The 25,923-nt window shown below is 43.8% G+C and carries 25 protein-coding genes and 1 tRNA gene; 22 read left to right on the forward strand and 4 right to left on the reverse strand.

The window, feature by feature from the left end; translation table 11 throughout:
• Nucleotides 1-298 precede the first annotated feature (298 nt).
• The 3 genes from ACZ5C4_RS04795 to ACZ5C4_RS04805 all read left to right on the forward strand — a co-directional run bounded on the left by ACZ5C4_RS04795 (nt 299) and on the right by ACZ5C4_RS04805 (nt 1,698).
• Complete coding sequence (locus ACZ5C4_RS04795) at nt 299-547, forward strand: type II toxin-antitoxin system prevent-host-death family antitoxin (RefSeq protein ID WP_464520006.1); 249 nt, start codon at nt 299-301, stop codon at nt 545-547.
• Nucleotide 548: 1 nt separating this feature from the next.
• Entirely contained in the window at nt 549-848 is a 300-nt protein-coding gene (locus ACZ5C4_RS04800; RefSeq protein ID WP_464520007.1) for a type II toxin-antitoxin system RelE/ParE family toxin, read from the forward strand.
• A 121-nt stretch (nt 849-969) separates the two neighbouring features.
• Nucleotides 970-1,698 carry an NAD-dependent protein deacylase gene (locus ACZ5C4_RS04805; RefSeq protein WP_464520008.1) on the forward strand — a complete coding sequence of 243 codons (729 nt, stop codon included), beginning with the start codon at nt 970-972 and terminating at the stop codon, nt 1,696-1,698.
• Nucleotides 1,699-1,722: 24 nt separating this feature from the next.
• Here ACZ5C4_RS04805 and ACZ5C4_RS04810 read toward each other — a convergent pair whose 3' ends face one another.
• Entirely contained in the window at nt 1,723-2,580 is an 858-nt protein-coding gene (locus tag ACZ5C4_RS04810) for a class I SAM-dependent methyltransferase (protein WP_464520009.1), read from the reverse strand.
• Nucleotides 2,581-2,940: 360 nt separating this feature from the next.
• Here ACZ5C4_RS04810 and ACZ5C4_RS04815 point away from each other — a divergent pair, with 360 nt between their 5' ends.
• The 11 genes from ACZ5C4_RS04815 to ACZ5C4_RS04865 all read left to right on the forward strand — a co-directional run bounded on the left by ACZ5C4_RS04815 (nt 2,941) and on the right by ACZ5C4_RS04865 (nt 12,914).
• Complete coding sequence (locus tag ACZ5C4_RS04815; protein WP_464520010.1) at nt 2,941-3,357, forward strand: YjdF family protein; 417 nt, start codon at nt 2,941-2,943, stop codon at nt 3,355-3,357.
• A gap of 387 nt (nt 3,358-3,744) precedes the next feature.
• Nucleotides 3,745-3,909, forward strand: coding sequence for a hypothetical protein (locus ACZ5C4_RS04820; RefSeq protein WP_464520011.1), 165 nt, complete (start codon nt 3,745-3,747; stop codon nt 3,907-3,909).
• Nucleotides 3,910-4,086: 177 nt separating this feature from the next.
• On the forward strand, nt 4,087-4,719 hold the full coding sequence (gene yedF / locus ACZ5C4_RS04825; protein WP_464520012.1) for a sulfurtransferase-like selenium metabolism protein YedF: 633 nt from the start codon (nt 4,087-4,089) through the stop codon (nt 4,717-4,719).
• A gap of 76 nt (nt 4,720-4,795) precedes the next feature.
• Entirely contained in the window at nt 4,796-5,836 is a 1,041-nt protein-coding gene (gene selD / locus ACZ5C4_RS04830) for a selenide, water dikinase SelD (protein ID WP_464522307.1), read from the forward strand.
• The gene (selA, locus tag ACZ5C4_RS04835; protein WP_464520013.1) at nt 5,823-7,253 is read left to right on the forward strand and encodes an L-seryl-tRNA(Sec) selenium transferase; all 1,431 of its coding nucleotides are present in this window, start codon (nt 5,823-5,825) and stop codon (nt 7,251-7,253) included. The genes selD and selA overlap by 14 nt, the downstream gene beginning before the upstream one ends.
• A gap of 16 nt (nt 7,254-7,269) precedes the next feature.
• Complete coding sequence (gene selB, locus ACZ5C4_RS04840; RefSeq protein WP_464520014.1) at nt 7,270-9,177, forward strand: selenocysteine-specific translation elongation factor; 1,908 nt, start codon at nt 7,270-7,272, stop codon at nt 9,175-9,177.
• Nucleotides 9,174-10,106, forward strand: a complete 933-nt coding sequence (locus ACZ5C4_RS04845; protein ID WP_464520015.1) for a selenium metabolism-associated LysR family transcriptional regulator — start codon at nt 9,174-9,176, stop codon at nt 10,104-10,106. The genes selB and ACZ5C4_RS04845 overlap by 4 nt, the downstream gene beginning before the upstream one ends.
• Nucleotides 10,107-10,203: 97 nt before the next feature.
• Complete coding sequence (locus ACZ5C4_RS04850; protein ID WP_464520016.1) at nt 10,204-11,340, forward strand: aminotransferase class V-fold PLP-dependent enzyme; 1,137 nt, start codon at nt 10,204-10,206, stop codon at nt 11,338-11,340.
• Nucleotides 11,341-11,352: 12 nt separating this feature from the next.
• On the forward strand, nt 11,353-12,450 hold the full coding sequence (yedE, locus tag ACZ5C4_RS04855) for a YedE family putative selenium transporter (protein WP_464520017.1): 1,098 nt from the start codon (nt 11,353-11,355) through the stop codon (nt 12,448-12,450).
• A gap of 21 nt (nt 12,451-12,471) precedes the next feature.
• Nucleotides 12,472-12,675 carry a sulfurtransferase TusA family protein gene (locus ACZ5C4_RS04860; protein ID WP_464520018.1) on the forward strand — a complete coding sequence of 68 codons (204 nt, stop codon included), beginning with the start codon at nt 12,472-12,474 and terminating at the stop codon, nt 12,673-12,675.
• Nucleotides 12,675-12,914, forward strand: coding sequence for a putative Se/S carrier protein (locus tag ACZ5C4_RS04865; protein WP_464520019.1), 240 nt, complete (start codon nt 12,675-12,677; stop codon nt 12,912-12,914). The genes ACZ5C4_RS04860 and ACZ5C4_RS04865 overlap by 1 nt, the downstream gene beginning before the upstream one ends.
• Before the next feature lie 20 nt (nt 12,915-12,934).
• Here ACZ5C4_RS04865 and ACZ5C4_RS04870 read toward each other — a convergent pair whose 3' ends face one another.
• Nucleotides 12,935-14,008, reverse strand: a complete 1,074-nt coding sequence (locus tag ACZ5C4_RS04870; RefSeq protein WP_464520020.1) for a helix-turn-helix domain-containing protein — start codon at nt 14,006-14,008, stop codon at nt 12,935-12,937.
• 197 nt (nt 14,009-14,205) lie between these two features.
• On the opposite strand from ACZ5C4_RS04870, the gene ACZ5C4_RS04875 reads away from it, so the two are divergent.
• The 3 genes from ACZ5C4_RS04875 to ACZ5C4_RS04885 are packed head-to-tail and all read left to right on the forward strand — an operon-like array spanning nt 14,206 to nt 19,259.
• On the forward strand, nt 14,206-15,570 hold the full coding sequence (locus ACZ5C4_RS04875) for an MFS transporter (RefSeq protein ID WP_464520021.1): 1,365 nt from the start codon (nt 14,206-14,208) through the stop codon (nt 15,568-15,570).
• Between the two features lie 31 nt (nt 15,571-15,601).
• Nucleotides 15,602-18,271 (forward strand): family 78 glycoside hydrolase catalytic domain, encoded by a 2,670-nt coding sequence (locus ACZ5C4_RS04880; RefSeq protein ID WP_464520022.1) that lies wholly within the window; start codon nt 15,602-15,604, stop codon nt 18,269-18,271.
• A 37-nt stretch (nt 18,272-18,308) separates the two neighbouring features.
• A complete protein-coding gene (locus ACZ5C4_RS04885; protein WP_464520023.1) occupies nt 18,309-19,259 on the forward strand; it encodes an alpha/beta hydrolase in 951 nt (316 codons plus the stop codon).
• A 136-nt stretch (nt 19,260-19,395) separates the two neighbouring features.
• On the opposite strand, the gene ACZ5C4_RS04890 is transcribed toward ACZ5C4_RS04885, so the two are convergent.
• Nucleotides 19,396-19,983, reverse strand: coding sequence for a TetR/AcrR family transcriptional regulator (locus ACZ5C4_RS04890; RefSeq protein WP_464520024.1), 588 nt, complete (start codon nt 19,981-19,983; stop codon nt 19,396-19,398).
• Between the two features lie 131 nt (nt 19,984-20,114).
• Nucleotides 20,115-21,158 carry a proline racemase family protein gene (locus tag ACZ5C4_RS04895; protein ID WP_464520025.1) on the reverse strand — a complete coding sequence of 348 codons (1,044 nt, stop codon included), beginning with the start codon at nt 21,156-21,158 and terminating at the stop codon, nt 20,115-20,117.
• A 575-nt stretch (nt 21,159-21,733) separates the two neighbouring features.
• On the opposite strand from ACZ5C4_RS04895, the gene ACZ5C4_RS04900 reads away from it, so the two are divergent.
• The 5 genes from ACZ5C4_RS04900 to ACZ5C4_RS04920 all read left to right on the forward strand — a co-directional run bounded on the left by ACZ5C4_RS04900 (nt 21,734) and on the right by ACZ5C4_RS04920 (nt 25,921).
• Nucleotides 21,734-21,831, forward strand: a tRNA-Sec gene (locus ACZ5C4_RS04900).
• A gap of 46 nt (nt 21,832-21,877) precedes the next feature.
• Entirely contained in the window at nt 21,878-23,203 is a 1,326-nt protein-coding gene (gene prdC, locus ACZ5C4_RS04905) for a proline reductase-associated electron transfer protein PrdC (protein ID WP_464520026.1), read from the forward strand.
• 81 nt (nt 23,204-23,284) lie between these two features.
• On the forward strand, nt 23,285-25,174 hold the full coding sequence (gene prdA, locus ACZ5C4_RS04910; protein ID WP_464520027.1) for a D-proline reductase (dithiol) proprotein PrdA: 1,890 nt from the start codon (nt 23,285-23,287) through the stop codon (nt 25,172-25,174).
• Complete coding sequence (locus tag ACZ5C4_RS04915; protein ID WP_464520028.1) at nt 25,167-25,472, forward strand: CBO2463/CBO2479 domain-containing protein; 306 nt, start codon at nt 25,167-25,169, stop codon at nt 25,470-25,472. Before prdA ends, ACZ5C4_RS04915 begins: the two co-directional genes overlap by 8 nt.
• Nucleotides 25,469-25,921 (forward strand): glycine/sarcosine/betaine reductase selenoprotein B family protein, encoded by a 453-nt coding sequence (locus tag ACZ5C4_RS04920; protein WP_464520029.1) that lies wholly within the window; start codon nt 25,469-25,471, stop codon nt 25,919-25,921. Before ACZ5C4_RS04915 ends, ACZ5C4_RS04920 begins: the two co-directional genes overlap by 4 nt.
• Nucleotides 25,922-25,923: the final 2 nt, after the last annotated feature.

The raw sequence follows: 25,923 nt of genomic DNA on the forward strand, positions 1-25,923 counted from the left end.
TTCTTTGTTATATCTTTTTTATTTTTAAGGGGAGTTAGACAACAGTTCTGGCGATTATATATGTATATGAAGTACTGTGTGCACCATTAAGAAAATTAAAATAGGAGAAAAAGTTTCTATTAATGAAGGATTACAAATAGAGATTTTGTGGTGAAAATTTGAGCTTTTTAAATTGATAAATGCTCAAAAAATATAAAGGTAGATAAAAGCTGTAAAAACTTACGTTGAATTTTACAGCTTTTTGCGTATAATATAAGTAGCAGAAAAAATATAAAATCAAGGAAGGAGCTGAAAGAATATGGCAAGTATTTTACCAGTATCTGATTTGAGAAATTATAACGAAGTCCTGAAGAATTGCCGCAAAGGTGAACCTGTATATCTTACCAAGAATGGAAGAGGACGTTTCGTGGTTATGGATTTTGAAGATTATGAACGTGATCGTGCGGAAAAGAAGCTTTTGATGAAGCTGCAGGAAGCCGAAGAAGCAGTTAGAGACGGCGAAGGATGGCTGGATTTGGACGAACTGAAAGCACTTGTGGGGGAATAAGATGTTAAAATTGCGGATTAACCCGATTGTTGCAAAGGATCTGAAGAATATTCGAGATTACATTGCTGAAGACAACGAGGAATATGCGGCAAAAATCATAAAGGAAATTTACGGTAAATTTGAGAATCTTCAGATGTTTCCAGGAATGGGCTCAGATCTTTCCAAACGAGTCAGTTTTCGGACAGACTATAAATATGCGATATGGGAAGATTATGTGATTATCTACAAGGCAGGCAACGAGTATGTAGAGATCTATCGTGTGGGCAATCGTTATCAGGATATCACGAGAATCTTTGACTGATAACTGAAATTTGATAACAAATTGATAACACCGTTCAGTATAGTCTGTGGACTTTGGACAGTGGAGAAAATGCCGGTTACGGTCACACAGAACAGATTTTTCCTGGAGGGAGGAATAAAGAATGTATGAGCAAGAAGTAGAACAGCTTCAAAAGATGATTGATGAGAGCAGGAATCTTGTGTTTTTTGGAGGCGCCGGCGTATCGACAGAGAGCAATATACCGGATTTCAGAAGTGCAGAGGGGATTTATCATCAGGCGTATAAATATACTCCTGAAGAGGTGGTAAGTCACACATTTTTTATGAAGCATCCGGAAAGCTTTTATGAATTTTATAAAGAAAAGATGATGATACTGGATGCAAAGCCGAATCCCGCACATAAAAAGCTTGCCAAGCTAGAAGCAGCGGGAAAATTAAAGGCCGTAATTACCCAGAATATTGACGGCCTGCATCAGGCGGCAGGCAGCAAAATTGTCTATGAACTGCATGGAAGTATTCACCGCAATTACTGTATGCGGTGTGGAAAGTTTTATGATGCGGCTTATGTAAAAGCGTCCTCTGGAGTGCCAAGATGTACCTGTTCAGGTCTGGTGAAGCCGGACGTAGTGCTCTATGAAGAAGCACTGGATCAAACAGTGATAGAAAAAGCTGTTCGGGCAATTACAGAGGCGGATACGCTGATTATCGGCGGCACATCATTGGTGGTCTATCCGGCAGCAGGCTTTATTGATTACTTTAGGGGGAGACATCTTATTGTGATTAACAAGTCAGAGACAGCAAAAAGTGTAAGGGCTCACCTTACGATTTCTGCACCGATCGGAGAAATTTTAAGTCGGATTCAGGTGCGATAAAATACCTGAATCCGAAAAAGAAAATTAACGTTCCCATCTGCCGGAAGCACCGCAGGGAAGAACCAGACCGCTGTTTTTGACCGGAAGTCCGATTTCTTCAGAAACGACATGTCCCTGCCAGGGGTTTAATTCAGTTGCAATCAAGTAGGTTAAGACAGCCGGAGCAAGTCCGGTTGTATAAGAATTTACAAGAAAAAACAGGGCGTCCTTAGATAAAATTTGTGTACATAGTCTGATGAATGGATGTACCATATCTTCAATCTTCCAGATTTCCCCTTTGGGGCCTCTTCCATAGGAGGGAGGATCCATGATAATAGCGTCATAGGTATTGCCGCGCCGGATTTCTCGTTCTACAAATTTCACACAGTCGTCCACAAGCCAGCGGATAGGGGCGTCTTTTAATCCAGATGATACAGCGTTTTCTTTCGCCCAGGTGACCATTCCCTTGGAGGCGTCCACGTGTGTAACCTGCGCTCCTGCGGCTGCGGCTGCAAGCGTTGCGCCGCCCGTGTAGGCAAACAGATTGAGCACTTTTACCGGACGGCCTGCATTTCGTATTTTTTCAGAAAACCAATCCCAGTTGGCTGCCTGTTCTGGGAAGAGCCCTGTATGTTTAAAATTGAAGGGCTTTAGATTAAAAGTAAGAGGGCCATACTGTATCTGCCATTGCTTGGGCAAATCAAAGAATTCCCATTCACCGCCTCCTTTTTTACTGCGGTGGTAATGTCCGTTTTTCTTTTTCCATCCGGTGTCTGTTCGGGGAGTATCCCATATAACCTGGGGATCCGGACGCACTAAAAGATAGCTGCCCCATCGTTCCAGCTTTTCTCCTCTGGAACAGTCAATGACTTCATAATCTTTCCATTTATCTGCAATCCACATCTTATGTATCCTTTCTCATTACTGAAATCTTCAAAATCTGCATATATAATCTCATATACTGCCTGCTTTTTCAATAGTAGAAGTACAGATCCGAGGAAATACAAATAGAGGTCTGGAGGAAAGGCTGGAAGATTTTAGATAGAGGGGAGAGATGAAAAAATTACTTTCTTGGTTCGGTTCTTGTGGATAATAAGCCGATAATGTGGTAAAGTCAAAGAGCAAAGATAAAAACGCAACGTAAGAGGTGCGCTCTTACAGAGCCGGTAGGTAGCCCGGCCGCACCGTCTGGTGTAAGTAACCCTCCCTCCTTAGGGTCGTCCGTTCTTTGTTCATTACAATCATTTTTAAGGAGGAATTGTCATGGACAAAGTATCAGGCAGATTGACAGTATTTTTTGAGGGACCATTTTGGGTAGGTGTTTTTGAATGTATATCGGAGGAAAAACTATCTGTATGCAAGGTTACATTTGGTGCGGAACCAAAAGACTATGAAGTGTATGAATTTGTCTTGAAAAATTACTATCGGCTGAGATTTAGTTCGGCTGTGGCAACTGATGTAAAAGAGACTGTGCGTAATCCGAAACGGATACAGCGAGAAGTGCGAAAACAGGTACAGAACATAGGAATAAGCACAAAATCACAACAGGCTTTGAAATTGCAGCAGGAACAGTTCAAAATTGAACGTAAGACTTTGAGCCGAGAACAACGGGAGGCAGAGAAACAGCGGCAGTTTGAACTAAAACAGCAGAAAAGGAAAGAGAAGCACAAGGGAAGGTGATGGCCGTCCTTATACCTTCGTTTTTGGGCAAATAGATAAAATGTGGTGGAAAGAGATAGTTCAATGGCTAAATAGGTCTGAGAATAATAAACTTGTGATTTATTATAAGAGCGATATATTTAAAATAAAGAGATTGGATTTGTGTCTTAAATAAACTATATTGATAATAATCGTTTTTATTATTTGATGTATGAAAATATGCATAATTACGCATATTCTGTATATGATTTTAGAGAGAAGGCCCTATTGACTTTCTTCTTTGTGCTTGCTAGAATGTAGGTACAAAGAAAGTTTACCACTGACCGATATGTGGTATATAAATGGTCGGGTTGAAAGTATAGTCCTTCGCCGCAAGGCGGGGGACTTTTTCATAATGAGGATATACAAATGAAGAAATCAGGAAATCATCTGATACTTACTAGTGAGCATACTGCTAAAGAGATTGAGCGAAAAGCAAGAAAAATTATAGGAATGTTGAAACGTGGTATTAAATTTACTCCAACGCAGCCGAATGTTATGGTGATATTGAAGAAATTAAGGGAACGCAGATAACTGGTTTTATGGAGTTCAAATATATCTATACCTTGTCGGGCGAAGCTCGCCGTCCCAAAGGGAGTAAAATACGGGATGCCCTTTGGGTATACCTTGTCGGGCGAAGCTCGCCATCCCGAAGGGAGTGGGTTATGATATACCCGTTAGGTATAAGTAAAGACAAAGGAGTGTGAAAGTATGATAACAGTAAATGCAATAGGGGACGCTTGTCCTCTTCCAGTGGTTAAGACGAAAAAGGCACTGGAGAATTTAGCGGCGCCGGATATGGTGGAAGTATTTGTCGATAACGAGACTGCTGTGAAGAATGTCACAAAGTTTGTAAGCCAGACAGGGAAAAAGGCAGTTTCTAAAAAAATAGAAGAGGGCAGATACCAGATTTTGATTGACTGTACAGGAAACAGTGAGGAGAAAGACGGCAGCAAAGAGACACAGCCAGCAAAAAGCGGCGGTTGTGCGGAAAACACAGGAAACGCCGGCGGTACAGTGGTTGTGATTTCTTCAGACAGAATGGGAGAAGGAAAGGATGAACTGGGGAAGGTGCTGATGAAAGGATTTTTGTTCGCACTTACGCAGCTAGATGTCCTTCCTGAAAAAATCCTGTTTTATAACGGAGGGGCGCAGCTTACCTGTGAAGGGAGCGACGTACTCAAAGATCTAGAGTTTATGCAGGAGCAAAAGGTGGAAATACTGACCTGTGGGACATGTCTGGACTACTATGGATTAAAGGAAAAATTAAAAGTAGGAAGTGTGACAAATATGTACACGATCGTTGAGACAATGGCAGAAGCAGGAAAAATTATAAAGCCGTAATCGTTTCAATAACGAAGGCGACAAAAAAGGAGGTGCCTGTGCTGTGAGCAAAGAAAAACAGATTCGTCTGACACAGATGACAAAGACAGCCGGGTGAGCAGCGAAAATAGGTCCAAAGACCCTCTCCCAGGTTTTGGGGGAGCTGCCAAAATTTCAAGATGAAAATCTTTTAGTAGGAATGGAGACATCAGATGACGCCGCAGTATATAAAATTACGGAGGAGCTTGCTATGATACAGACCGTTGATTTTTTTACTCCGGTGGTAGATGATCCATATACATTCGGGCTGATCGCGGCTGCGAATGCGTTAAGTGATGTCTATGCGATGGGTGGAGTGCCGAAAACTGCTTTAAATATTGTGGGATTTCCGAACTGCCTTTCGCCGGATATTTTAGGAGAAATTCTAAGAGGAGGGGCAGAGAAAGTAAAAGAAGCAGGCGCCGTACTCTCAGGGGGACACTCTGTGCAGGATGATGAGCCCAAGTATGGACTGTGTGTTTCTGGTTTTGTCAATCCGAACAAAATGTGGAAAAATTATGGCTGCCAGCCAGGAGATGTATTGATCTTGACGAAGCAGATAGGAAGCGGGATCATCAATACAGCAGTGAAAGCAGAGATGGCATCTGAAAGTGCGGCAAAAGAAGCGGTGCAGGTGATGGCGTCTTTAAACAGAAAAGCAAAAGAAGTATTGGAAAAATACCCAGTCCACGCATGCACAGATATTACCGGTTTTGGGCTGTTAGGGCATATGGTGGAGATGGTGTCGGCAAGCAGTGTGTCTGTGAGAGTAAACGTAGAGGCAATTCCTTATATGGAGGAGGCGCTTGCCTATGCGAGGATGGGGCTTGTACCCGCGGGAGCATACAGAAACAGAGAGCACAGCCAGGCATATGTAAATATTGGAGATGTAGAGGAGGCGTATACGGACGTGCTGTACGATCCGCAGACGTCAGGAGGGCTTCTGGCAAGTGTTCCAAAAAAATATGCAGAGAGGATACTCTGTGAACTAAGACAGGTGAATACAGGGACAAAATCTGCTGTGATAGGAACTGTGGAAAGCAAAAGAGAGACATATATTTATCTGGAGAAGGAGAACGAAGCAGATGGACAGAAATGAATGGCTTCGCAGAATACCAAAAGTAGATCCGCTTCTGGACAAAGAAACTGTCAAAAAAATGGGGGAACAGTACGGATATAACATGGTAAAAGAAGCAGTACGCTATGAAATAGAAAATCTGCGTACATTTTTGCTTGCATGTGAGACAGAAAAAGCGGCAGAAGAAGCAATCGGGAAATTAGAAGAAAATATAGAATTGACCCTTGCAGATTGGAGCCGCCCGTCCATGACGAGGGTGCTAAATGGGACGGGAACGATCCTGCATACAAATTTAGGGAGGGCTCCTGTCGGTAAGAAGGTACTGGATTCTGTCTCTTATCTGGCAGGAGGATATTCGAATCTGGAATATGATTTGGATGAGAAAAGCCGCGGCGAGCGTTATTCTCATTTTGAAAAGCTGCTTGTAAAGATTACCGGAGCCGAGGCTGCAATGGCGGTGAACAACAATGCGGCCGCAATGCTTCTGATATTGAGTACAATGGCGAAAGGCGGAGAAGTGATTGTATCCCGCGGCGAGCTGGTGGAGATCGGCGGAAAATTCAGAATTCCGGATGTGATGGAACAAAGCGGCGCGGTTTTACGTGAGGTGGGAACGACAAACAAGACGCGGTTAAGTGACTATGAAAATGCAGTATGTGAAGAAACAAAGGCAGTTTTGAAAGTCCATACGAGCAATTACCGGATTGTAGGTTTTACAGAGTCTGTTGAAACAAAAGAACTGAAACCCTTAAAAGAAAGCTGTCAGATTCCGCTTATCGAGGATCTGGGCAGTGGGAGCCTGATCGATCTAAGCCGTTATGGACTTCCTTACGAGCCTACCGTACAGGAGACGCTTTGCAATGGAGCCGATATTGTAGCGTTCAGCGGAGATAAGCTCTTAGGAGGGCCGCAGGCAGGGATCATTGTGGGAAAGAAAGCCTATATTGACGCGATGAAGAAGCATCCGCTTACCCGCGCGCTGCGTATCGATAAGTTTACAGCAGGGGCGCTGGAGGCGGTTCTTTTGGAATATCTTTCAGAAGACAAGGCAATCAGGAATATTCCGGTACTTAATATGCTGACGAAAAGAGTAGAAGAAGTAAAACAAGACGCCGAAGAACTAAAAAGTATGCTTGAGAAAGCCTGCGGCGGGGCAGAATTTTTCGTGTGTCCATGCGAGGCGCAGATTGGAGGCGGCGCTCTACCTATGGAGGGAATCAAAAGCTTTGCTGTAGGAATAAAGCCAGAGAAAATTACGGCTGCGAAGCTGGAAAAGCGGCTGCGCAGCCTTCCTCTTCCTGTCGTGGCGCGCGTGGCGGAGAATCAGGTTTATCTGGACATGCGTACGTTTGAAATGCAATTTGCTTCTGCCTTTGTAAAACAAATAAAGGGGCTTGGTGTTCTGGAAGAGGTCTGTATAACAGTAAGAGGCAGATAAGAAGAGGAGAAGTTTCATGGAAAATGTGATCATAGGGACTGCGGGACATATCGACCACGGAAAGACAGCGCTTATCAAGGCGCTGACAGGACGGGACACAGACAGGCTGGAGGAAGAAAAACGGCGGGGGATCACGATTGATTTAGGTTTTACCTATTTTGATTTAAAAGACGGAAGCCGCGCCGGAATTATCGATGTGCCGGGACATGAAAGGTTTATCCACAATATGACCGCAGGCGTGGCGGGTATGGATCTGGTGCTTCTGGTGATTGCCGCGGACGAAGGGATTATGCCGCAGACAAGAGAACACATAGATATTCTTCATTTGCTGGGGGTAAAGAATTGTATTATCGTTTTAAATAAATGTGATCTGGCAGAGGAATCCTGGATTTGCATGGTAGAGGAGGAGATACGTAAGGAATTAAAGGGTACCTTTATAGAACAAGCGCCTCTTGTCCGAGTGTCGGCGATGACGGGAGAGGGAATAGGCAGGCTTACCGAAGAAATAGAAGAGATGGTGCACACAAGAGCCAGGGAGGAGAAACAGGAATTGCCGGTGCGGCTTCCGGTTGACAGAGTGTTTACGCTGACTGGTTTTGGTACGATCGTGACGGGGACATTACTCGGAGGCAAAATAGAAAAAGAGGATACTCTGACGATCTACCCGTCAGGGCTTACATGCAGAGTGCGCAATATACAGGTACACGAAAAGGATATGCCGGTTTGTTCGGCAGGGCAGAGAGTTGCCCTGAATTTAGCCGGCTGTACAAAGGAAGACATAAAAAGAGGACATGTACTGGCTCTGGAAGGTTCCATACAGAGCAGCCGCATTGTAGATGTGAAGCTGACTCTTTTAGAAAATGCAAAAAGAAGTATTAAAAATCAGACAAGACTTCATTTCTTGAGTGGGACAAGCCAGGTGCTCTGCCGCGCTGTGCTTTTAGATACACAGGAATTAAAGCCGGGAGAAAGTGCATACGCACAGCTTAGAATGGAAAAAGAGGTTGCTTTAAAAGAAAAAGACAGGTTTATTGTAAGATTTTATTCTCCCCTTGAGACGATCGGGGGCGGCGTAGTGCTGGACGCGCACAGTGTGAAAAAGAAACGTTTTCAAGAGGCGGTGCTAAAAGACCTGCAAGAGAGAGAAACAGAAGATATACTGACGATACAGATACAGAAGCTCTGCCATATTCCGACATCTGAAAGCGACCTGCACAGGCAGACAGGGCTTGCAAAAGAGACTGTGCAGCTGCTTATAGAGAAGCTGGAAAGACAGAGGAAGCTCCGGTGTATAAAGCTGCAGGGGAAACGATATTGGTGGGAGTCAGCACAGGAGGCGGCATGCAGAGGAAAGATAGAACGTTTCCTGGAGGATTATATGAAACGTTACCCATACAGGCTGGGAGCGCCCCGCGCGGAAGTGAAAAACCAGTTCTTTAAAGAAGGAAAGAAAAATGTATTTGACGCTTATATAGAAATGCTGAACAGAAACAGGGCCCTCATGGTTTGCCAGGAATTCCTCCTTCCGTGCGGGTACCGGGTCCCAAAGGAGGGGGCTTACCAGGAGGTGCGCAGAAAGCTGTATGGGGCGATAAAGCCGGCAAAATATGATTTTGTCAGGCTTTCGGATATTTCATTTGGGAAAATACCCAGACAGACGGTAGATGAGATTCTGACATTGCTTATGGCAAAGGGAGAGATTGTAAAGGTAGCGGAAGATACATTTACAACGAAGGCATATATGGAGGCGGCAAAAGAAACGATCGTGAAAAAATTAGAGAAGGACGGTAAGATTACGATCGCCCAGGTGAGAGATATGTTTGGCACGAGCCGCAGAAGTGCGAAGCCGATTCTGGAATATATGGATAGGATAAAGGTGACACGTAAAGACGGAGCAGAGAGTGAAAGGGTATCAAATCTATGAATTTAAAGCAGTTAGAGGCTTTTGTGAAGGTGGCACGGGAACGAAATTTTTCAAAGGCGGCAAAAGATCTGTTTCTTACCCAGCCTACCGTAAGCGCTCACATAGCCTCTTTAGAGAAAGAACTAAATGTCCGTCTGTTTGTGAGAAATACGAAAGAGGTAGAATTATCTGAGGATGGGAAAAAGCTATTTTACTACGCACAACAGATGGTGGAACTCGAAAAGCAGATCGAGGCAGAATTTGACAAGAGCAGAAAGGAAAGCAGCAGTCTGATTAAGATCGCTGCCTCTACGGTTCCTTCTCAGTATCTTTTGCCAGAAGTACTTGCCTGCTTTGGGCAGCTCTATCCGCAGATCCGCTTAAAGGTGATGGAGACAGACAGCAAAAGGGTGGCAGAGCAGGTAGCGGAAAATCAGGTGGATATAGGCTTTACAGGGACAGTGATAGAAAAGAGAGAGTGCGTGTATCTTCCATTTTACGAGGATGAGCTTGTCCTGATTGCGCCAAACAAAGAGCAGTATCGAGAATATGCCCGACAAAAGGGAAGCGTAGAATGGGTGAAGCAGGAAAACCTGATTCTCAGGGAAGAAGGCTCTGGGACGCGGACAGAGGCAGAAAAGAAGCTTAAGAAGATGGGGATCTACAGACAAGACTTACATATAAAGGCAAGCATTGAGAATACAGAGACAATCAAACGTCTGGTAAGCGGCGGTGTAGGGATTTCTATTTTGTCTAAGCTGGCGGTGAAGGACAAGCTGACGAGTGGAGAAATACTGGGGATTCCTCTGGAAAAAGAAGGCGGAAAAAGAAATATCCATCTTGTTTATAATAAAAATTTTCAGCTGTCAAATCCGGCAAAGGATTTCATGGAGCTTGTAAAGAAGGTCTATAAGGCGGATAAATGCCTGTGTACATCTGGAGAGATATAGAATATTCCTATAAATCAAGAGTTTATATGGGAATTATCGATTAGACATATAAGGGGACAGAGAGATATACTAAAAATACGGGAAACAGGAGAAAAATATGATTTACATGGATAATGCTGCAACAACCATGCAAAAACCAAAAGAAGTGGCAGAGGCAATATGTCAGGCATTGTCTGTGATGGGAAATGCCGGCAGAGGGGCCACAGAGGGTGCGCTGAGCGCGTCAAGAATCATTTATGGGGCGCGGGAAAAACTGGCGGCATTTTTTGGCGCTGAAGATGCGTCCTGTATTGCATTTACAGCAAACTCTACGGAAAGTCTGAATATTGCATTGAAGGGAACACTTCAGACGGGAGATCATGTGATCACGACTGTATTGGAGCATAACTCTGTCCTTCGTCCACTCTACGAATGTCAGGAAAAGGGAGTGGAGCTTACCATTTTAGGCTGTGATAAAAAGGGGAATATTTCTCTGCAAGAGCTAGAAGACAGTATTCATAAGGAAACAAAAGCGATTGTCTGTACACATGGTTCGAATCTGACCGGAAATATGATAGATATTGAAGCAGTGGGAAGAATCGCAAAAAGGCATAAGCTTCTTCTGATTGTGGACGCCTCGCAGACGGCAGGAATTTATCCCATTGATGTACAGAAGATGGGGGTGGATATTCTGTGCTTCACAGGACATAAGGGACTTCTGGGGCCGCAGGGGACGGGCGGGCTATATGTCAGGGAAGGTGTAAAGGTGCGTCCATTGTTAAGCGGCGGAAGTGGAATTGATACATACAATATGCATCATCCGGACAAAATGCCGACAGCGCTGGAGGCAGGAACCTTGAATGGACATGGAATTGCAGGGTTAAGCGCGGCGCTTGATTATCTGGAACAGACAGGGATTGACGTGATACGTGAGATTGAGTTAAAGCATATGAGACAATTTTTTGAATCTATTTCCCGAATGCCAGGTATTCGGATATACGGGGATTTTTCTGCAAAACAGAGATGTCCGATCGTATCTCTTAATATCTGGGACTATGATTCTTCTGAAGTAAGTGATGAATTGAACATGTCCTTTGGGATCGCTACCCGCCCGGGAGCGCACTGTGCGCCCTTGATGCACGAAGCATTGGGAACAAAAGAGCAAGGGGCGGTCAGATTTAGTTTTTCCCACTTTAATACAGAAGATGAAATAGAAGCTGCTGTTTTGGCAGTAAAAGAACTTGCGAAAAGGTAGGAGAGAGGGAAGATGAACTTATCAGATTCAAAGAAAAAACTGGCGTTAGCAGGAATCCTGTGCGGCGCGGTTGCGGCGTGTCTTGCATGGTTTGGAAATCCGGCTAATATGGCGTTTTGTATTGCATGCTTTATACGAGATACAGCGGGAGCTCTCGGCATGCAGTCGACAGAGACAGTACAGTATGCAAGACCGGAAATTATCGGGCTTGTGCTTGGCTCCTTTATCATATCTGTGCTGACAAAAGAGTACCGTTCAACGGCGGGATCTTCGCCTATGATACGTTTTGTACTCGGTATGGTTATTATGATCGGCTCGCTTGTATTTTTGGGATGCCCGCTTCGGATGATTATCCGTATGTCGGCAGGAGATTTAAATGCATGGGTGGCATTGATTGGATTCATACTTGGAGTGGGAACTGGTTGCATTGCTTTGAAGAAGGGCTTTAGTCTTGGAAGAGCACATCTTACGAACCGGATGAGTGGAGGGGTGCTTCCAGTGTTATTGACGGGGGTTCTTCTGCTGTCCGTATGTACATCCCTGTTAAAGGCGAGTGTGAGTGGCCCGGGAAGTATGCATGCGCCGATTCTTTTGTCTTTGGCAGGAGGATTGATTTTTGGAGTGTTTGCGCAGAAATCCAGGATGTGCTTCGCAGGAAGTATTCGGGACGTCATGCTGATGAAAAATTTCGATTTGCTGACGGTCATCGGCGGCGTATTTGTAGTCATGCTTATTTTTAACTTGGCGACAGGAAAATTTGTACCTGCGTTTGATACACCGGGGATTATCGCGCACTCTGAACATTTGTGGAATATACTCGGTATGTATGCAGTTGGCTTTGCGGCTGTATTGGCAGGAGGATGCCCTTTACGTCAGTTGATCCTGGCAGGACAGGGATCTTCGGATGCGGCAGTGACAGTTCTGGGAATGTTTATAGGAGCAGCTCTGTGCCATAATTTTGGACTCGCGGCGAGTGGGACAGCCTTAGATGCGAAGACAAATGAAGTTGTAGCGGGCGCGGTGCCGCTGTATGGAAAAATCGCAGTGCTGATTTGTATTGCGGCATGCTTTGTAATCGCATTTCTCAACAAGCGTAAAGAAAGTAAATAGACAGACAAAGGGGATGGAAGAATGAAAGAAGTAGATGCAAGAGGTCTTTCTTGTCCGGAGCCGTTAATGCTTACAGCACAAGCGTTAAAAGAAAATAACGGTCCCGTCCGGATCTTAGTGACAGAACCACATCAGAAAATGAATGTTGAAAAATATGCAAAAGACCACGGAAGAAAAACAGTATCTGAGGAAACAGCAGATGGGTTTGCGGTGGTGATTGAATAATGCTCAGGAAAAAAGAAAAGAAGCTGATTGTGACATTTCACACAACAGCAGATGCTATGGCTATGGAAAAAGCATGTAAAGAAGCGGGGACAAAGGGGCGTTTAATTCCGGTTCCCCGCGCACTTTCCGCCGGATGTGGTCTGGCATGGTGTGCAGAGCCAGAGGAAAAAGAGCAAATTGCACGAATCATGGAAGAAAAGAAGATTGAAAAAGAAGCCTTACACGAAATGCTTGTGTAAGGCTTCTTGGGTTATAAGTATCATCTTTTTTGCTGACGATATTCCGCCGGTGTCATACCAGTTTCCTGCTGGAAGGATTTATAGAAATAAGAGTGGTAATGATAGCCTAAATAGATCAATATTTCATTTACTGACATATCCGTATTTACCAGGAGGTTTTTGGCTTTATCCATCCGTAAAGTATGTACATATTGGGAATAGGTTAAACCGGTGTTTTTTTTAATCAACCGGTTATAATAATCTGCTTGATAGTGAAACTGTTCGCAGAGCTTTTCTAGACTGATATCCGCTATGTTGCTGTTAATGTATTTGGCAACAGCCTGAAAAAATTTTGTTCCTCGAAGGCGCTTAGAAAATGTATGGATATCAGTGGTATCTGTTAGTTTAAAATTATTTAAGAGTCGCAAAGTATGAATCTGAGCAATCCGTCCATATCCGGTAAGGGCCTGCTCCATCTCGTGGAAGATGGATGCAAGATTCTCTTCGATCTGCACCGCCGCGTCAGAACCGGCATGAAGTTTTAGATAGCTGACATCTCCTTTTAGTTTTCCCCGGACAAGAAAAAAGTCCCGGATTCTTTTGTTTGTCAGGTGATTAAAGAAATAGCTATCCAGTATCTTGTTGGTAATACAACAATAAAAAGCAATTCCTTCGCTCATGGAGCGAATATCTAAATGGGCACACATTGTGTCAAATATACAGATGTCATGTTTGTTTAATACAAGTGTCTGATTCTCAACTTGTGTTACCCTTTTTCCTTTATACACATAAATCATTTCAAAATAATCATGTCTGTGCATATTAGTATCTTCGTTTTCATTTTTCAAAAGATAGGTTTTCTGAGATACCGGCAATGGACAGGGAGAGTAAGTAGATAGTAGATATGTTCTGTCTTTGAGAGGACTGCAATATTCGATTGTCATAAAATATTCGTAGGGAATCTGCAGCACCTTATTAATATATCCATCAAAACTGTAGGGGTTCCAAAAATTCTCTTTTTGAGAAAAAGAAAGATATTTCACGCCATAATTCTCTAAATTTTTCTTGTATTCATTAGCGAAAACTTTTTCTATATGCTCTAAGATCCGCTGCATAAATGCTCCTCCTCGCATGGCATTGTAATAGTGATTACTCTATTATAGTAATACTAAATGGAAAATACAATAGAAAGTCGGATTAAAGTCATTGCAGTTTTACGAAAGTCGGATTAGACAGATTGCTGTATGAATTGATTTTGAATAGAATGAGCGTATCAATTAAACATACTAAACCATTAAGGAGGGACAAAAGAATGAGTAACCAAAAAACAGGTTTTTTACCAATGTGGAAAAAGATTGCTTATGGAAGCGGGAATGCAGGAGGCGGCTTTATCTGGGGAATGGTAACAACATTTCTGTTGATTTATTGTACAAATGTAATCGGCGTTAGTGCGGCGATCATAGGTACGTTATTGATGATAGCAAAAGTATTTGACGGAATTACGGACATTTTTATGGGAAGAATAATTGATCGGACAAATTCTAAAATGGGAAAGAGTAGATTTTGGTATCTGATCAGTTGTGCACCGCTGGGAATATGTATGTTTTTGCTTTTTAATGTTCCCGGAAGGATGGGAGAGGGAGCAAAAAATGCATGGATCTTTATTTTCTACCTATTAATCAGTGCTGGTTTTTATACGATGAATCAAGTTGCCTATAATGTGATGTTGGCCCGTGTAACAAGAAACCAACATGACCAGGTTACAATGAGTGGGGCGGCAATGCTTGGAGGAACTGTAGGAAGCGTGGCTGTTGCTTCTGCTACATCCGGTTTAGTTGAATCTTTTGGCGGCGGTCAGGAGGGCTGGACAATGGTTGCCTTGATTTATGCAATCGTTGGAGTTGCAATTTTACTGATTCCTTTCTTTGTATTGAAAGAATTACCGGAAGAAGAGTTTCAAACGGCAGTATCAACTTCAGATGCGGGAAAACAGGTTATAGAGGAAAAAATTTCGTTTGGTCAAACAATTATTGAATTATTAAAAAATAAATATTTTATTCTTATATTATTACTATATTTTGTTGGGTTTATTAATTCAGGAATGATGCAGTCAAGTATGGCTTATTATGCTGCATATTCATTAGAGAATCCGGACATGACCGGAATGTTAGGAATGTGCTCCACAATACCGCTGGTAATAGGAATTCCGTTTATGCCAAAGTTAATTGATAAGATGGGAATGAGAAAAGCGAATGTCTGTGGAACGTTTATTTCTTTGCTGGGGTGTTTGATCGCTGTTTTAGGACAGTTCTTAGGGGGCATTACGATTATTATTGCGGGGTTGCTTATTAAAGCAGCAGGTACAGTTCCGGGTTCGACAACCTATACGCCATTTATGGTTAAGGCAGATGAATACCATTATCAGAAAATGGGGCACCGTGTTACCGGCTCTCTGTTCTCGTGTGCGACAGTAGGAACCAAGGTCGGGCAGGGACTTGGAACAGCGATTTGCGGCTGGGTACTCACATGGGGCGGATTTGACGGCACAGCGGCAGTGCAAAGTGTGGCGGCCACAAATGCAATTAACTTTTTATATCTTGGATTTCCTGTAATTTTTACCATTATTACAGCATTTTTATATTCACAAATGAAAGTGGAAGATGAAATCAAACAGTAAATATAATTGAAATGATGCGAAAGGAGATAAAATGTTAAAAATTAAAGATTTAAAATGTATGCATCTGGTACGTCCGTTTGGAATTGAAGAGGCACCGTATTTCTCATGGGTGTTGGATAGTGATGAAGAAAATGTAATGCAGGCATATTATCGCCTGCGGGTGACAAATGAAGAGAAGGAGCTTGTCTGGGACAGCGGGAAGCAAAGGACAGATCAATCTACATATGTAAACTATGAAGGAGCAGAGTTAAAAAGCAGAACAAAGTATATTTGGACAGTTATTGTAGAAGATAACCATGGGAATCAGGCAGAAGCCGGCTCGGAATTTGAAACCGCTTTTTTGCATAAGTCTGACTGGAAAGCAAAGTGGGTGAAGTCTCCATTTCCGACAATGGAGAGGAAGGCTCATTTAGGAGACCAACCACCCGCCGTGTTATTTAGAAAAAAGGTAATGCTTGACAAGAAAGTGAAAAAAGCAAGACTTTATGCAACATGTCATGGCGTATATCATTTGACCGTTAACGGCGAGCGCCCGGATGATCGGGAATTCGCGCCAGAATGTACGGTATATCGGGATTATCTTTGCTATCAGACCTATGACGTTACAACCTATCTGTGTGACGGAGAAAACATTCTTGGCATGCATGTCGGGGATGGCTGGTATCATGGATTTATGACCAAGGCAGAGGATGATACATATGATCCTGCTTTTGCAATTTTACTACAGTTAGAAGTGACTTATACAGACGGTACAACGGGGTGTTTCGGTACTGACGAAACGGTAAAAGTAAAGGAAGGTCCGGTACGTTGTGCAGATCTGTATGCGGGCGAACGCTATGATGCGAATTTTATTCCGTATGGTTGGGATAAGCCAGATTTTGATGATCGGGATTGGGCAGACAGTATTGTTGCTGATTTCACCTATGAGACCCTTAAAGCGCAGTATGGACAGCCTGTTCGACCGGTGCGAATTTTGCCGGTCAGAGAAATTTTGACTTCGCCTAAAGAGGAGCGCATTATTGATTTTGGTCAGGTGATTGCAGGGCGGGTACGAATAAAGATTGATGTTCCAAAAGGTACCCAGATAACAATAACGCACACGGAGGGTCTGGATGCGGAGGGTAACTTTTTTGACAATAATCCAACTGCCGACCAGCGGATTGAATATATTTCCGACGGTATAGCCAGAACGTATGAGCCACATTTTACATTCCAAGGATTCCGTTATGCAATGGTTGACGGTATTGAAGAATTAAAAGCGGAGGATATTGTTGCAGTAGTGCTCAGTTCCGAAAAGGAAGATGTTGGAACATTTGCATGTTCCAATGATGATATAAATAGATTATACGAAAATACCCGCTGGTCACAGCGCGCGAATATGTTGTCTATCCCGACAGATTGTCCGCAGCGTGAAAAAGCGGGGTGGACAGGCGATATTCAGGTATATGCGAAAACGGCGTTACTGAATGAAGATGTCACGCCGTTTCTGACCAGATGGATGGAAAATCTTGCCTGCGAGCAGAGAGAAAATGGTTCGGTACCGTTTATCGTACCATTAGCAGGCGCTTTCGCCGGACAGTATAAGATGTACGAAGAGCAGTTCCATACACCGGACGGAGTGGCGCCGGCAGGGTGGGCAGACGCGGCGGTCTTAATACCGTACTATATGTATTGTCTGACTGGAAATACACTTATTTTGAAGCGGCAATATGGTTCGATGAAACAGTGGTGTGATTTTGTTTTGAAGACTGCAAAAGAGAACTGTCCAGATGACAGTACGCTTCCTGATGAGATTGAACAGTATCTGTGGGATACCGGACACCATTACGGGGAACATTTGATACCAAGCTATTCAAAAAAAGGATATGGAGAAGCGACCTTTGAGGCGATTCGTGTATCGACAAAATATGTCGCGCCAATCTATGGCTACTATTCGGTATTCTGTATGTCAGAAATAGCAAAGATACTGGGAAGAGATGAAGACGCCGCTTATTATGGCGGGATGTCCGGTAAAATGAAAACAGCTATTCAAAAAGGCGTCATGGATGAAGATGGGAATATGCCGGGAGATTTGATGGGAGCATATGCTATGCCGTTATACTATGGATTGGTACCGGAGCATTTAAAACAGAAATTTGCGGATAATCTGGTCAGAAAGATAGAGGAGAATGACGGTTGCCTAGATGTAGGATTTCTGGGGATACCGATTCTGCAGGATGCGTTATGCCAGATTGGAAGAACTGACTTAGCCTATGATTTACTCTTTAATGAAAAAGCACCATCCTGGCTTTATGAAGTAAAACATGGTGCCACTACAATTTGGGAAAGCTGGTTTGCATTGGATGAAAGCGGCGCGCCTTTTATCTCAGAGATGGCAGGAATGGTATTTTGTATGAGCCTCAACCATTATGCCTTTGGCTGTGTAGATGATTGGATGTTCCGCAATATCAACGGAATTGATTACGAACAGCCTGGATATAAGAAGATACTGATTCAGCCAAAACTAGATGAGCGCTTAGAATGGGCAAAACGAACGTTTGCATCGGAATATGGAGACATTGTTTCAGAGTGGAAGAAAAACGCAGGAAACTTCGAACTGCATGTTAAGATTCCATGTAATACAACGGCAGTGATCATTCTGCCAAACGGAGAACAGTATGAACGCGGCAGTGGGGACTATCATTTTCAGAGTAATATTTAAACACGAAAATAAATATAGAGTAAAGGAAAAGAGGAATATGGTTACAAAGTCAAATACATTAAAAGAAATCAGTGCATTACCTGAATTTGATGATTATGGAAAGAGCATTGTACCCTCTGAAGGACAGATGGCAGAGATGACGCTGGAACAGTTTGCAGGGCTTTCATGTTGGAATGCACAGAGTATGGCAGATGGCTATAATCGACTTTTGGAGATTGCTAAAACAGGACGGAAAATATATTATTCACTCTGGGATGAACAAGCAGATACTGTGTTAAAAGAGCGTTATTTGGTACATTTTGCAGTAGAAGAAAAGGCGCCATTTGTAATTGTGTGTGCGGGAGGCGGTTACCTGGGGTGTGCTTCGATGATAGAGGCGTATCCCACTTGTGTCCACTTGAACCAAATGGGATACCATGCGTTTGTATTAAATTATCGCTGTGGCGAAAATGCTAAGGCGCCCAATCCATTGGACGATATGGCCTATGCGGTTTCCTTTATTCTGGAGCATGCAGAAGAGTTAGGGGTTGATGAAACAGATTATGCCATTGCCGGATTTTCGGCAGGCGGACATTTGGCGGCATGCTTTGGGACAGAATCGGTAGGGTGGAAAAGCTATAGTTTACCAGCGCCCTCAGCAGTATTTTTGGGTTATCCTGTCATAACATTAGGAGATAAATCGCATGGATCGACAAGAGAAATGTTTCTCGGTAAGGAGAATCTAGGAGACGTTCAACTAATTCAAAAATATTCAGTGGAGCAGCAAATCACACCATCATATCCCCCTACATTTGTGTGGCAGTGTGAACAAGATGATACAGTGCCGATTGAAAACACACAAGTGATGGCGAAGGCATTGGCGGAGAACATGGTGCCATATATTTATGAAACGTTTAACAGTGATGCTCATGGTTGGGGAGCAGGAGATGATACGTTAGCGGCAGGATGGATAGAACGGGCGGTATCATTTTGGGAAAAGGAAAGGTAATAGCGCGATGAAGAACACAGAGAAATCGAATGGGTGCGATTTGGACAGCTTACGAGACAGCTAAAGATATTTAATATATAGTATAACGCCGGTGCACAGGAGTGTTTTGTCGCCTGTACACCGGCGTTACTGTATATTAAACACCATTTTCAAATGTATCCAGAACATGAGGAAGAAGCCTGTCACTATAAGCGGACAGGGAATAATCCCCCTCGCATAGTGCCCAGTCATAGAGAAGGGAACGCTCATACATGGTATATATTTTTGTCAGCTCTTCGACAGAGGAAGTGCCTTTAAATTCACCGGTCTGTATCCCGCCCTCGATGACTTCACGGATCAACTGGAAATAATACCGGTTGTCATCTAACAGGGAACGGCTGTCTTTTGTGATAAGCTGAGAAGAATACAAATAAGCCAGAAGCTTTAAATCAATGCTTGTCTCAATCATATAGAAGAGTTCGTGATTTAAAAGCAGCAGCTTTTCCCGCGCTTTTAGATTAGGATCCATGGAACTGCTGATTTCTTCATATTTCTGGTCGAATAAATCAGACAGGGTGGAAAGGAGCGCGTCTTTCCCCTTAAAATAGTGATAAAATGTTCCTTTGGAGGTTTTGGAAAGCTTTATAATATCCTCAACAGTGGTGTCATGGTAGCCATACTTATAAAATAAATTCCAGGCAGCTTTCACAATTTTGTTTTTGGTGGTTGATTTTTTTCGGGGCATAGTATTATGAAATTCCTTTCTAAAACCGCAGCGGTGATACGCCGGCCCAGTTTTATACTGTATTTATTATATACAGAACACCGCAGATTTTCAAGAATACTCTTGCAGACCTTATGCTTTGGCGCATGAAATTACAGCGCTTCTCCGCGTGCGACTTTGAAACCATATTTGAGAGGGTCATCTGGATCTATGACATAAGTTGAGACGCCGGTTATATACGCGCTTCCGGTAATCTGCGGTACAACGGCTTTAAACGGCCCCACAGTTGTCTCTTCTTTAATCACCCCTTTAAACTGAGAACCGATAAAACTTTCATACACGAAAGGCTCGCCGATCTTGATTTCTCCTTTGGCATAGAGTGCGGCTAATTTAGCGCTTGTTCCGGTGCCGCAGGGAGAACGATCTGACATATAATCCCCGAAAATAACGACATTTCGGTAATTGCATCCTGGCGTATCTGTATGACAATAGAATTCTACCAGATCTAAGGTAGTAATATCCAAGGCAGGATGACAAATAGGGACTTCTTGATTAATCTGACGGCGCAGCTTCATCCCCAAATCAGTCAGCTTTGGGATGGATTCTTTATCGACAGTCCATCCAAGCTGTTCTACATCTGTCAAGGCGAAGAAACTTCCCCCGAATGCGATATCATACCGGATTGTTTTTCCGTCAATGACAGTAGAGAGATTCTCTTTATAAAGAAAGGCGGGTACGTTTGTCAGGGTTACGTTTAAAACCTTCCCATTTTTTACTTCTGCTTTTGCGCGGATAAGTCCGGCAGGAGCATCCAGCACGATTTCTGTGTAGGGTTCTTTAGCGGGAACAAGACCAGATTCGATGAGCGCTGTGGTGGTTCCAATGGTTCCGTGACCGCACATATTTAAGTATTCTCCGGTATCCATGAAAATGACTCCAAAATCCGCCTCCTCATGGACAGGCTCGGTGATAAGGGCTCCGAACATATCGTGGTGTCCCCGCGGTTCATACATCAGTGCTTGGCGGTATTTGTCGTAATGCTTCGCAAGATATTGTTTTCTCTCTATCATCGTCTTTCCTTCTAATTTAGGAAAACCAGAAGTAATAATACGGGTAAACTCTCCGACAGTATGTGTGTCAATCGCATGAAAGACAGATTCAAAGGAATTCAGTTTAATGACAGGGGTATAATTCATGTTCATTCCTCCTAAATTAAAATTTTCATAATAGACAGATGAAAAGTATACCCTAAAGGGCACACCGTAATACAATCCCTTCGGGAGGGCGAGCTTTGCTCGATAAGGTATACCCTAAAGGGCACACCGTAATACAATCCCTTCGGGAGGGCGAGCTTTGCTCGATAAGGTATACCCTAAAGGACACACCGTAATACAATCCTTTCGGGAGGGCAGGCGTTGCCTGATAGGGTATGATTTTGTAAATGCCTATAAATAGACTGCATTCTAGTATTTTGTACGAAAAAGTATAGACCATATTCTAGTATTAAGTTCATTCTTTAAGTATTATTATGGCCGAAACCCCTTGAAAAGTCAATGATTATTTGTTACTATAATTTTGCAGTAGTAGCAGTTCAACCATAGAGTGTGTGGGAAGCATAAAACATGCTTGCATGTTTTTGCGAGCGTACATCTGTATGAGCTTAAGCGCCCATCAATGAGTAAAACGGTGGCGGTAGCCACGATAAGCAGGCAGTGCGGTTTTACAAATGGTGCGGGCCAAACTGTTACGTTGCGTTAATTGTGGAATATATGGGGGTAGAAAGGTAACTGGTGTGCCTCCTGGTCTTCAAAACCAGTGTTGGGCGCCTGCTGCGTCCTGGGTGGGTTCGATTCCCACATGCCTCCGCCAGAAGAATCACTGCTTACAGCAGTAAAAATAAAGGAGTGGCAGAGTAATGGAAAATCTTCAGTTTCTTTTAAAACAACATGTCGGCGCACCGTGCAGATCAGTGGTTGAAGAAGGTGAGAAGGTGGAGAAAGGAACTCTGATTGCAGTTTCGGAAGGTCTGGGCGCGAATCTGTTTTCCAGTGTATACGGAACAGTGAAAGAGGTCAGAGAGGATCGCATTATTGTCTGTCCAGATAAAATACAGAAAGCGGAATATGTACAGCTCCCAGAAGGAACACCCCTGGAGATGGTGAAAGAGGCCGGTATTGTCGGAATGGGAGGGGCCGGATTTCCGACAGGGTTAAAGCTGGATGTAAATTTACAGGGGGGAACCATTCTTGTGAATGCGGCAGAATGTGAACCGGGACTTTGCCACAATATCCGTCAGATAGAGGAACAGACGGATATCACAATAGAAGGGGCGAGGATTTGTAAGGAGATAACGAAAGCATCCAAAGTGATATTTGCAATAAAGGCGAAGAATAGACACGCGGTGGAAAAGCTAAGGGCTGCTTTGCAAAAGGAGGCGGATATGTATATACATCTGCTTCCGGATATTTATCCGATGGGAGAAGAAAGGGCAGTTGTACGGGAATGTCTGGGAAAGCTTTTAGATCCGGTACAGCTTCCGACGGCGGCAGATGCGGTGGTGATCAATGTAGAGACCGTACTGCGTATTGCAGAGGCGGTGAAGCTTAGAAAGCCCTGCTTTAGCAAAAATATAACTGTAATAGGAAAATTAAAGGGCGGAGAAGAACCACATGTGTATATGGATATTCCTGTCGGGACAAGTGTAAAAGATATGATAGAACGCGCCGGCGGCATTGACGGGGTATATGGAGAAATTATTATGGGAGGGCCTTTCACCGGCAGGGCGGTGAATCTGGAAGAACCAGTGACAAAGACAACGGGAGGGATTATTGTGACAATCGACTTTCCGGATCTGCATGGGGCTCCGGTAGGGCTGCTTGTATGCGCCTGCGGCGGAAGTGAAGAACGTATGCGGGATATATGCAATAAAATGCATGGCACAGTAGTGTCTGTAGCAAAGTGTAAGCAGGCAGCAGAGATGCAGAACAAAGCGTTGAAATGTGAAAATCCGGGGAACTGTCCCGGGCAGGCGGCAAAATGTCTCCAGTTTAAAAAGGACGGAGCGCAGTATATCATTATTGGAAATTGTTCTGACTGTTCGAATACGGTAATGGGTTCTGCACCGAAAATGAAATTGAAGGTATTTCATCAGACAGACCATGTGATGCGGACGATCCATCATCCGTTGTACAGAAGGTTGAGAGTTTCGAAGCAGGAGGAGCAGTTGCCGGGAGGAAAATAAATTCCAGGCGACAAAAAATTTTGAAATCATAAAGAACAGATAAAAGAAAAGATATAAAGAAAAGACAGGAGGAGAGAGGATATGTCTATTTCGGCAGAAACTGCGAAAGAACACGCGAAAGATCCGGCAGTGCTTTGTTGTCGGGCGGAAGAAGGAATCACAATCCAGGCGTCCAACTTAGAGGATCCGGCAATCTTTGACGATCTGGTGGATTCCGGACTTTTAGACTTGACAGGGGCACTTACCATTGAACAAGTGCTCGGAGCAAAATTGACAAAAACATGCGACTCTTTGTGTCCGCTGACTTCGGATGTGGTAGAAGGAATTACTGCGCCTACAGAGAAAAAAGATGAAAAGCAACAAAGCGTTGCTTTTGCGGATGAGACAGATCCGATTTTGCGTACGGGATCTGTGCAGAAAGATTGGACATCTGTACAAGGCGGCGTGTTGAAAATTCATATCGGCGAGGGGAAAGATATTGATATTGAACTTCCTGTGACGGCGGCGACGCCAGCAGAGTCTTCTGTTCAGACAGTGCCGGCAGCCTGCGGGGCAGTACAGACACCATCAGCAGACAAAATACAGGATCCGGAGGCAGAGACGGAAGAAAAGACAGTCCGCAGCCTTACAAGAAAACATTACAGAATCAAAGAGGTAAAGCGTGGGCTAGAGACGAAGATAGATAAAGATGTGCTTTACATCCGAGAAGGAATTGAGGCAGAATGTGTGGCTTCCCAGGAGCTAGTACACGATCTGAAAATCGACATTATTACGCCACAGGAGTACCATACGTATTCAGAGACGATTATGGATGTGCAGCCTATTGCCTGCAAAGAAGGAGACTGTGAGTTAGGTACGGGTGTGACAAGAGTTTTAGACGGCGTTGTTATGATGGTGACAGGAACAGACGACAACGGAGTGCAGATTGGAGAATTTGGTTCTTCAGAAGGATATTTGGACGAAAATATTATGTGGAACCGGCCCGGAGCGCCGGATAAGGGTGAAATTTTCATCAAAACACAGGTGACTATCGAAGCCGGAATGAATATGGAGAGGCCAGGGCCTTTAGCAGCGCACGCGGCGACAGATTATATTACGCAGGAGATCAGAGAAGCACTTAAAGCGTTGGAAGATGATTCTCTGGTGGCAGACATTGAAGAATTTCATCAAGTGAGAAGACCTGGAAAGAAGAAGGTTGTGATCGTAAAAGAAATCATGGGGCAAGGAGCAATGCATGATAATCTGATTCTTCCGGTTGAGCCAGTGGGAGTGTTGGGAGCAAAGCCAAACGTAGACTTGGGAAATGTACCAGTTTGTGTATCTCCGCTGGAGGTTCTGGACGGTTGTATCCATGCACTGACCTGTATCGGTCCTGCATCTAAGGAGATGTCCAGGCATTATTGGAGAGAACCCCTTGTTCTCGAAGCGCTTTATGACAAAGAGATAGATTTGTGTGGAGTGATTTTTGTCGGAAGCCCGCAGATTAACGCAGAGAAGTTTTATGTTTCGAAACGGGTAGGAACGATGGTGGAAATGATGGATGTGGACGGCGCATTCATAACAACAGAAGGATTTGGAAATAATCATATTGACTTCGCAAGTCACCATGAACAGATCGGTATGAGAGGAATTCCGGTGGTGGGACTTTCCTTCTGCGCGGTGCAGGGCGCTCTCGTGGTAGGCAATAAATATATGACAAATATGGTAGACAACAATAAATCGGAATCAGGTATTGAAAATGAAGTGCTTGCCTGCAATACGCTCTGTACAGAGGATGCACTCCGCGCCCTTGCCATGCTGAAAAACGCAATGGCAGGTGAAGAAGTGAAAAAACCGGAAAAGAAATGGAATCCAAATGTAAAGTCCTCAAACGTAGAATTGATTTCAAATGTTACAGGAAAGCCGGTGGAGCTGGTAAAAAATGAGCAGTCTCTGCCTATGAGTAAAAAGAGAAAAGAAAAATATGACTGACAGAAAAGAATTACAGTATGGTGATAAGATGATACGTATGGAAGGCGTGATTGTGGAGATCCATGAAGGCTGTGTCGGAATTGATTTAAAGGGAAGGCTTGGATTTCTGAAAATTCCCATGAGGATGCTGATTACCGAGTATCCTCTGAAAGTCGGACAGGAGGTCGCATGGAATATGAGCTTTGTAGAACAGCTTGGCCCGAAGGCAAATGAGAAGTACGTATCGAATCTTGACACATATAGCAGACATCGAAAAGAGATGGAAGAAAAAAATGAAGAAGGAGGCAGACAGAGGTGAGTTTAACGACGGTAAAAGGAATACAGTCAGAAATTTTTGTTCCAATTACTCCGCCGCCAGTTTGGACGCCGGTAAAGAAAGAGCTGAAAGAAATGTCCATTGCACTTGCTACAGCGGCGGGCGTACATTGTAAAAGCCAGGAACGCTTTAACCTGGCCGGAGATTCTACCTGGCGGAAGATTACAAATGATACGCCCTCGAGCGAGTTGATGGTATCTCATGGGGGATATGATAACAGTGATGTCAACAAAGATATCAACTGCATGTTTCCGATAGACCGCATCCATGAATTGGCTGCAGAAGGTTTTATACGGGCGTGCGCTCCTGTGCATGCGGGCTTCATGGGAGGCGGCGGCGACCAGGAAAAATTCAAACATGAAACAGGGCCTGCGATAGCCAAAATGTTCAAAGAAGAAGATGTGGACGCAGTGATCCTGACAGCCGGGTGAGG

It is taken from the genome of Mediterraneibacter flintii, assembly GCF_055387595.1.

Excerpts from the sequence above, each read along its gene's own strand:
- yedF (WP_464520012.1), top strand. The coding sequence starts at position 4,087 with ATGATAACAGTAAATGCAATAGGGGACGCTTGTCCTCTTCCAGTGGTT.
- ACZ5C4_RS04875 (WP_464520021.1), top strand. The coding sequence starts at position 14,206 with ATGAGTAACCAAAAAACAGGTTTTTTACCAATGTGGAAAAAGATTGCT.
- ACZ5C4_RS04795 (WP_464520006.1), top strand. The coding sequence starts at position 299 with ATGGCAAGTATTTTACCAGTATCTGATTTGAGAAATTATAACGAAGTC.
- ACZ5C4_RS04860 (WP_464520018.1), top strand. The coding sequence starts at position 12,472 with ATGAAAGAAGTAGATGCAAGAGGTCTTTCTTGTCCGGAGCCGTTAATG.
- ACZ5C4_RS04890 (WP_464520024.1), bottom strand. The coding sequence starts at position 19,983 with ATGCCCCGAAAAAAATCAACCACCAAAAACAAAATTGTGAAAGCTGCC.
- ACZ5C4_RS04885 (WP_464520023.1), top strand. The coding sequence starts at position 18,309 with ATGGTTACAAAGTCAAATACATTAAAAGAAATCAGTGCATTACCTGAA.
- ACZ5C4_RS04895 (WP_464520025.1), bottom strand. The coding sequence starts at position 21,158 with ATGAATTATACCCCTGTCATTAAACTGAATTCCTTTGAATCTGTCTTT.
- ACZ5C4_RS04820 (WP_464520011.1), top strand. The coding sequence starts at position 3,745 with ATGAAGAAATCAGGAAATCATCTGATACTTACTAGTGAGCATACTGCT.
- ACZ5C4_RS04845 (WP_464520015.1), top strand. The coding sequence starts at position 9,174 with ATGAATTTAAAGCAGTTAGAGGCTTTTGTGAAGGTGGCACGGGAACGA.
- ACZ5C4_RS04850 (WP_464520016.1), top strand. The coding sequence starts at position 10,204 with ATGATTTACATGGATAATGCTGCAACAACCATGCAAAAACCAAAAGAA.
- ACZ5C4_RS04800 (WP_464520007.1), top strand. The coding sequence starts at position 549 with ATGTTAAAATTGCGGATTAACCCGATTGTTGCAAAGGATCTGAAGAAT.
- prdA (WP_464520027.1), top strand. The coding sequence starts at position 23,285 with ATGTCTATTTCGGCAGAAACTGCGAAAGAACACGCGAAAGATCCGGCA.
- yedE (WP_464520017.1), top strand. The coding sequence starts at position 11,353 with ATGAACTTATCAGATTCAAAGAAAAAACTGGCGTTAGCAGGAATCCTG.
- ACZ5C4_RS04870 (WP_464520020.1), bottom strand. The coding sequence starts at position 14,008 with ATGCAGCGGATCTTAGAGCATATAGAAAAAGTTTTCGCTAATGAATAC.
- selB (WP_464520014.1), top strand. The coding sequence starts at position 7,270 with ATGGAAAATGTGATCATAGGGACTGCGGGACATATCGACCACGGAAAG.
- prdC (WP_464520026.1), top strand. The coding sequence starts at position 21,878 with ATGGAAAATCTTCAGTTTCTTTTAAAACAACATGTCGGCGCACCGTGC.
- ACZ5C4_RS04810 (WP_464520009.1), bottom strand. The coding sequence starts at position 2,580 with ATGTGGATTGCAGATAAATGGAAAGATTATGAAGTCATTGACTGTTCC.
- selA (WP_464520013.1), top strand. The coding sequence starts at position 5,823 with ATGGACAGAAATGAATGGCTTCGCAGAATACCAAAAGTAGATCCGCTT.
- ACZ5C4_RS04880 (WP_464520022.1), top strand. The coding sequence starts at position 15,602 with ATGTTAAAAATTAAAGATTTAAAATGTATGCATCTGGTACGTCCGTTT.
- ACZ5C4_RS04865 (WP_464520019.1), top strand. The coding sequence starts at position 12,675 with ATGCTCAGGAAAAAAGAAAAGAAGCTGATTGTGACATTTCACACAACA.
- ACZ5C4_RS04805 (WP_464520008.1), top strand. The coding sequence starts at position 970 with ATGTATGAGCAAGAAGTAGAACAGCTTCAAAAGATGATTGATGAGAGC.
- ACZ5C4_RS04915 (WP_464520028.1), top strand. The coding sequence starts at position 25,167 with ATGACTGACAGAAAAGAATTACAGTATGGTGATAAGATGATACGTATG.
- ACZ5C4_RS04815 (WP_464520010.1), top strand. The coding sequence starts at position 2,941 with ATGGACAAAGTATCAGGCAGATTGACAGTATTTTTTGAGGGACCATTT.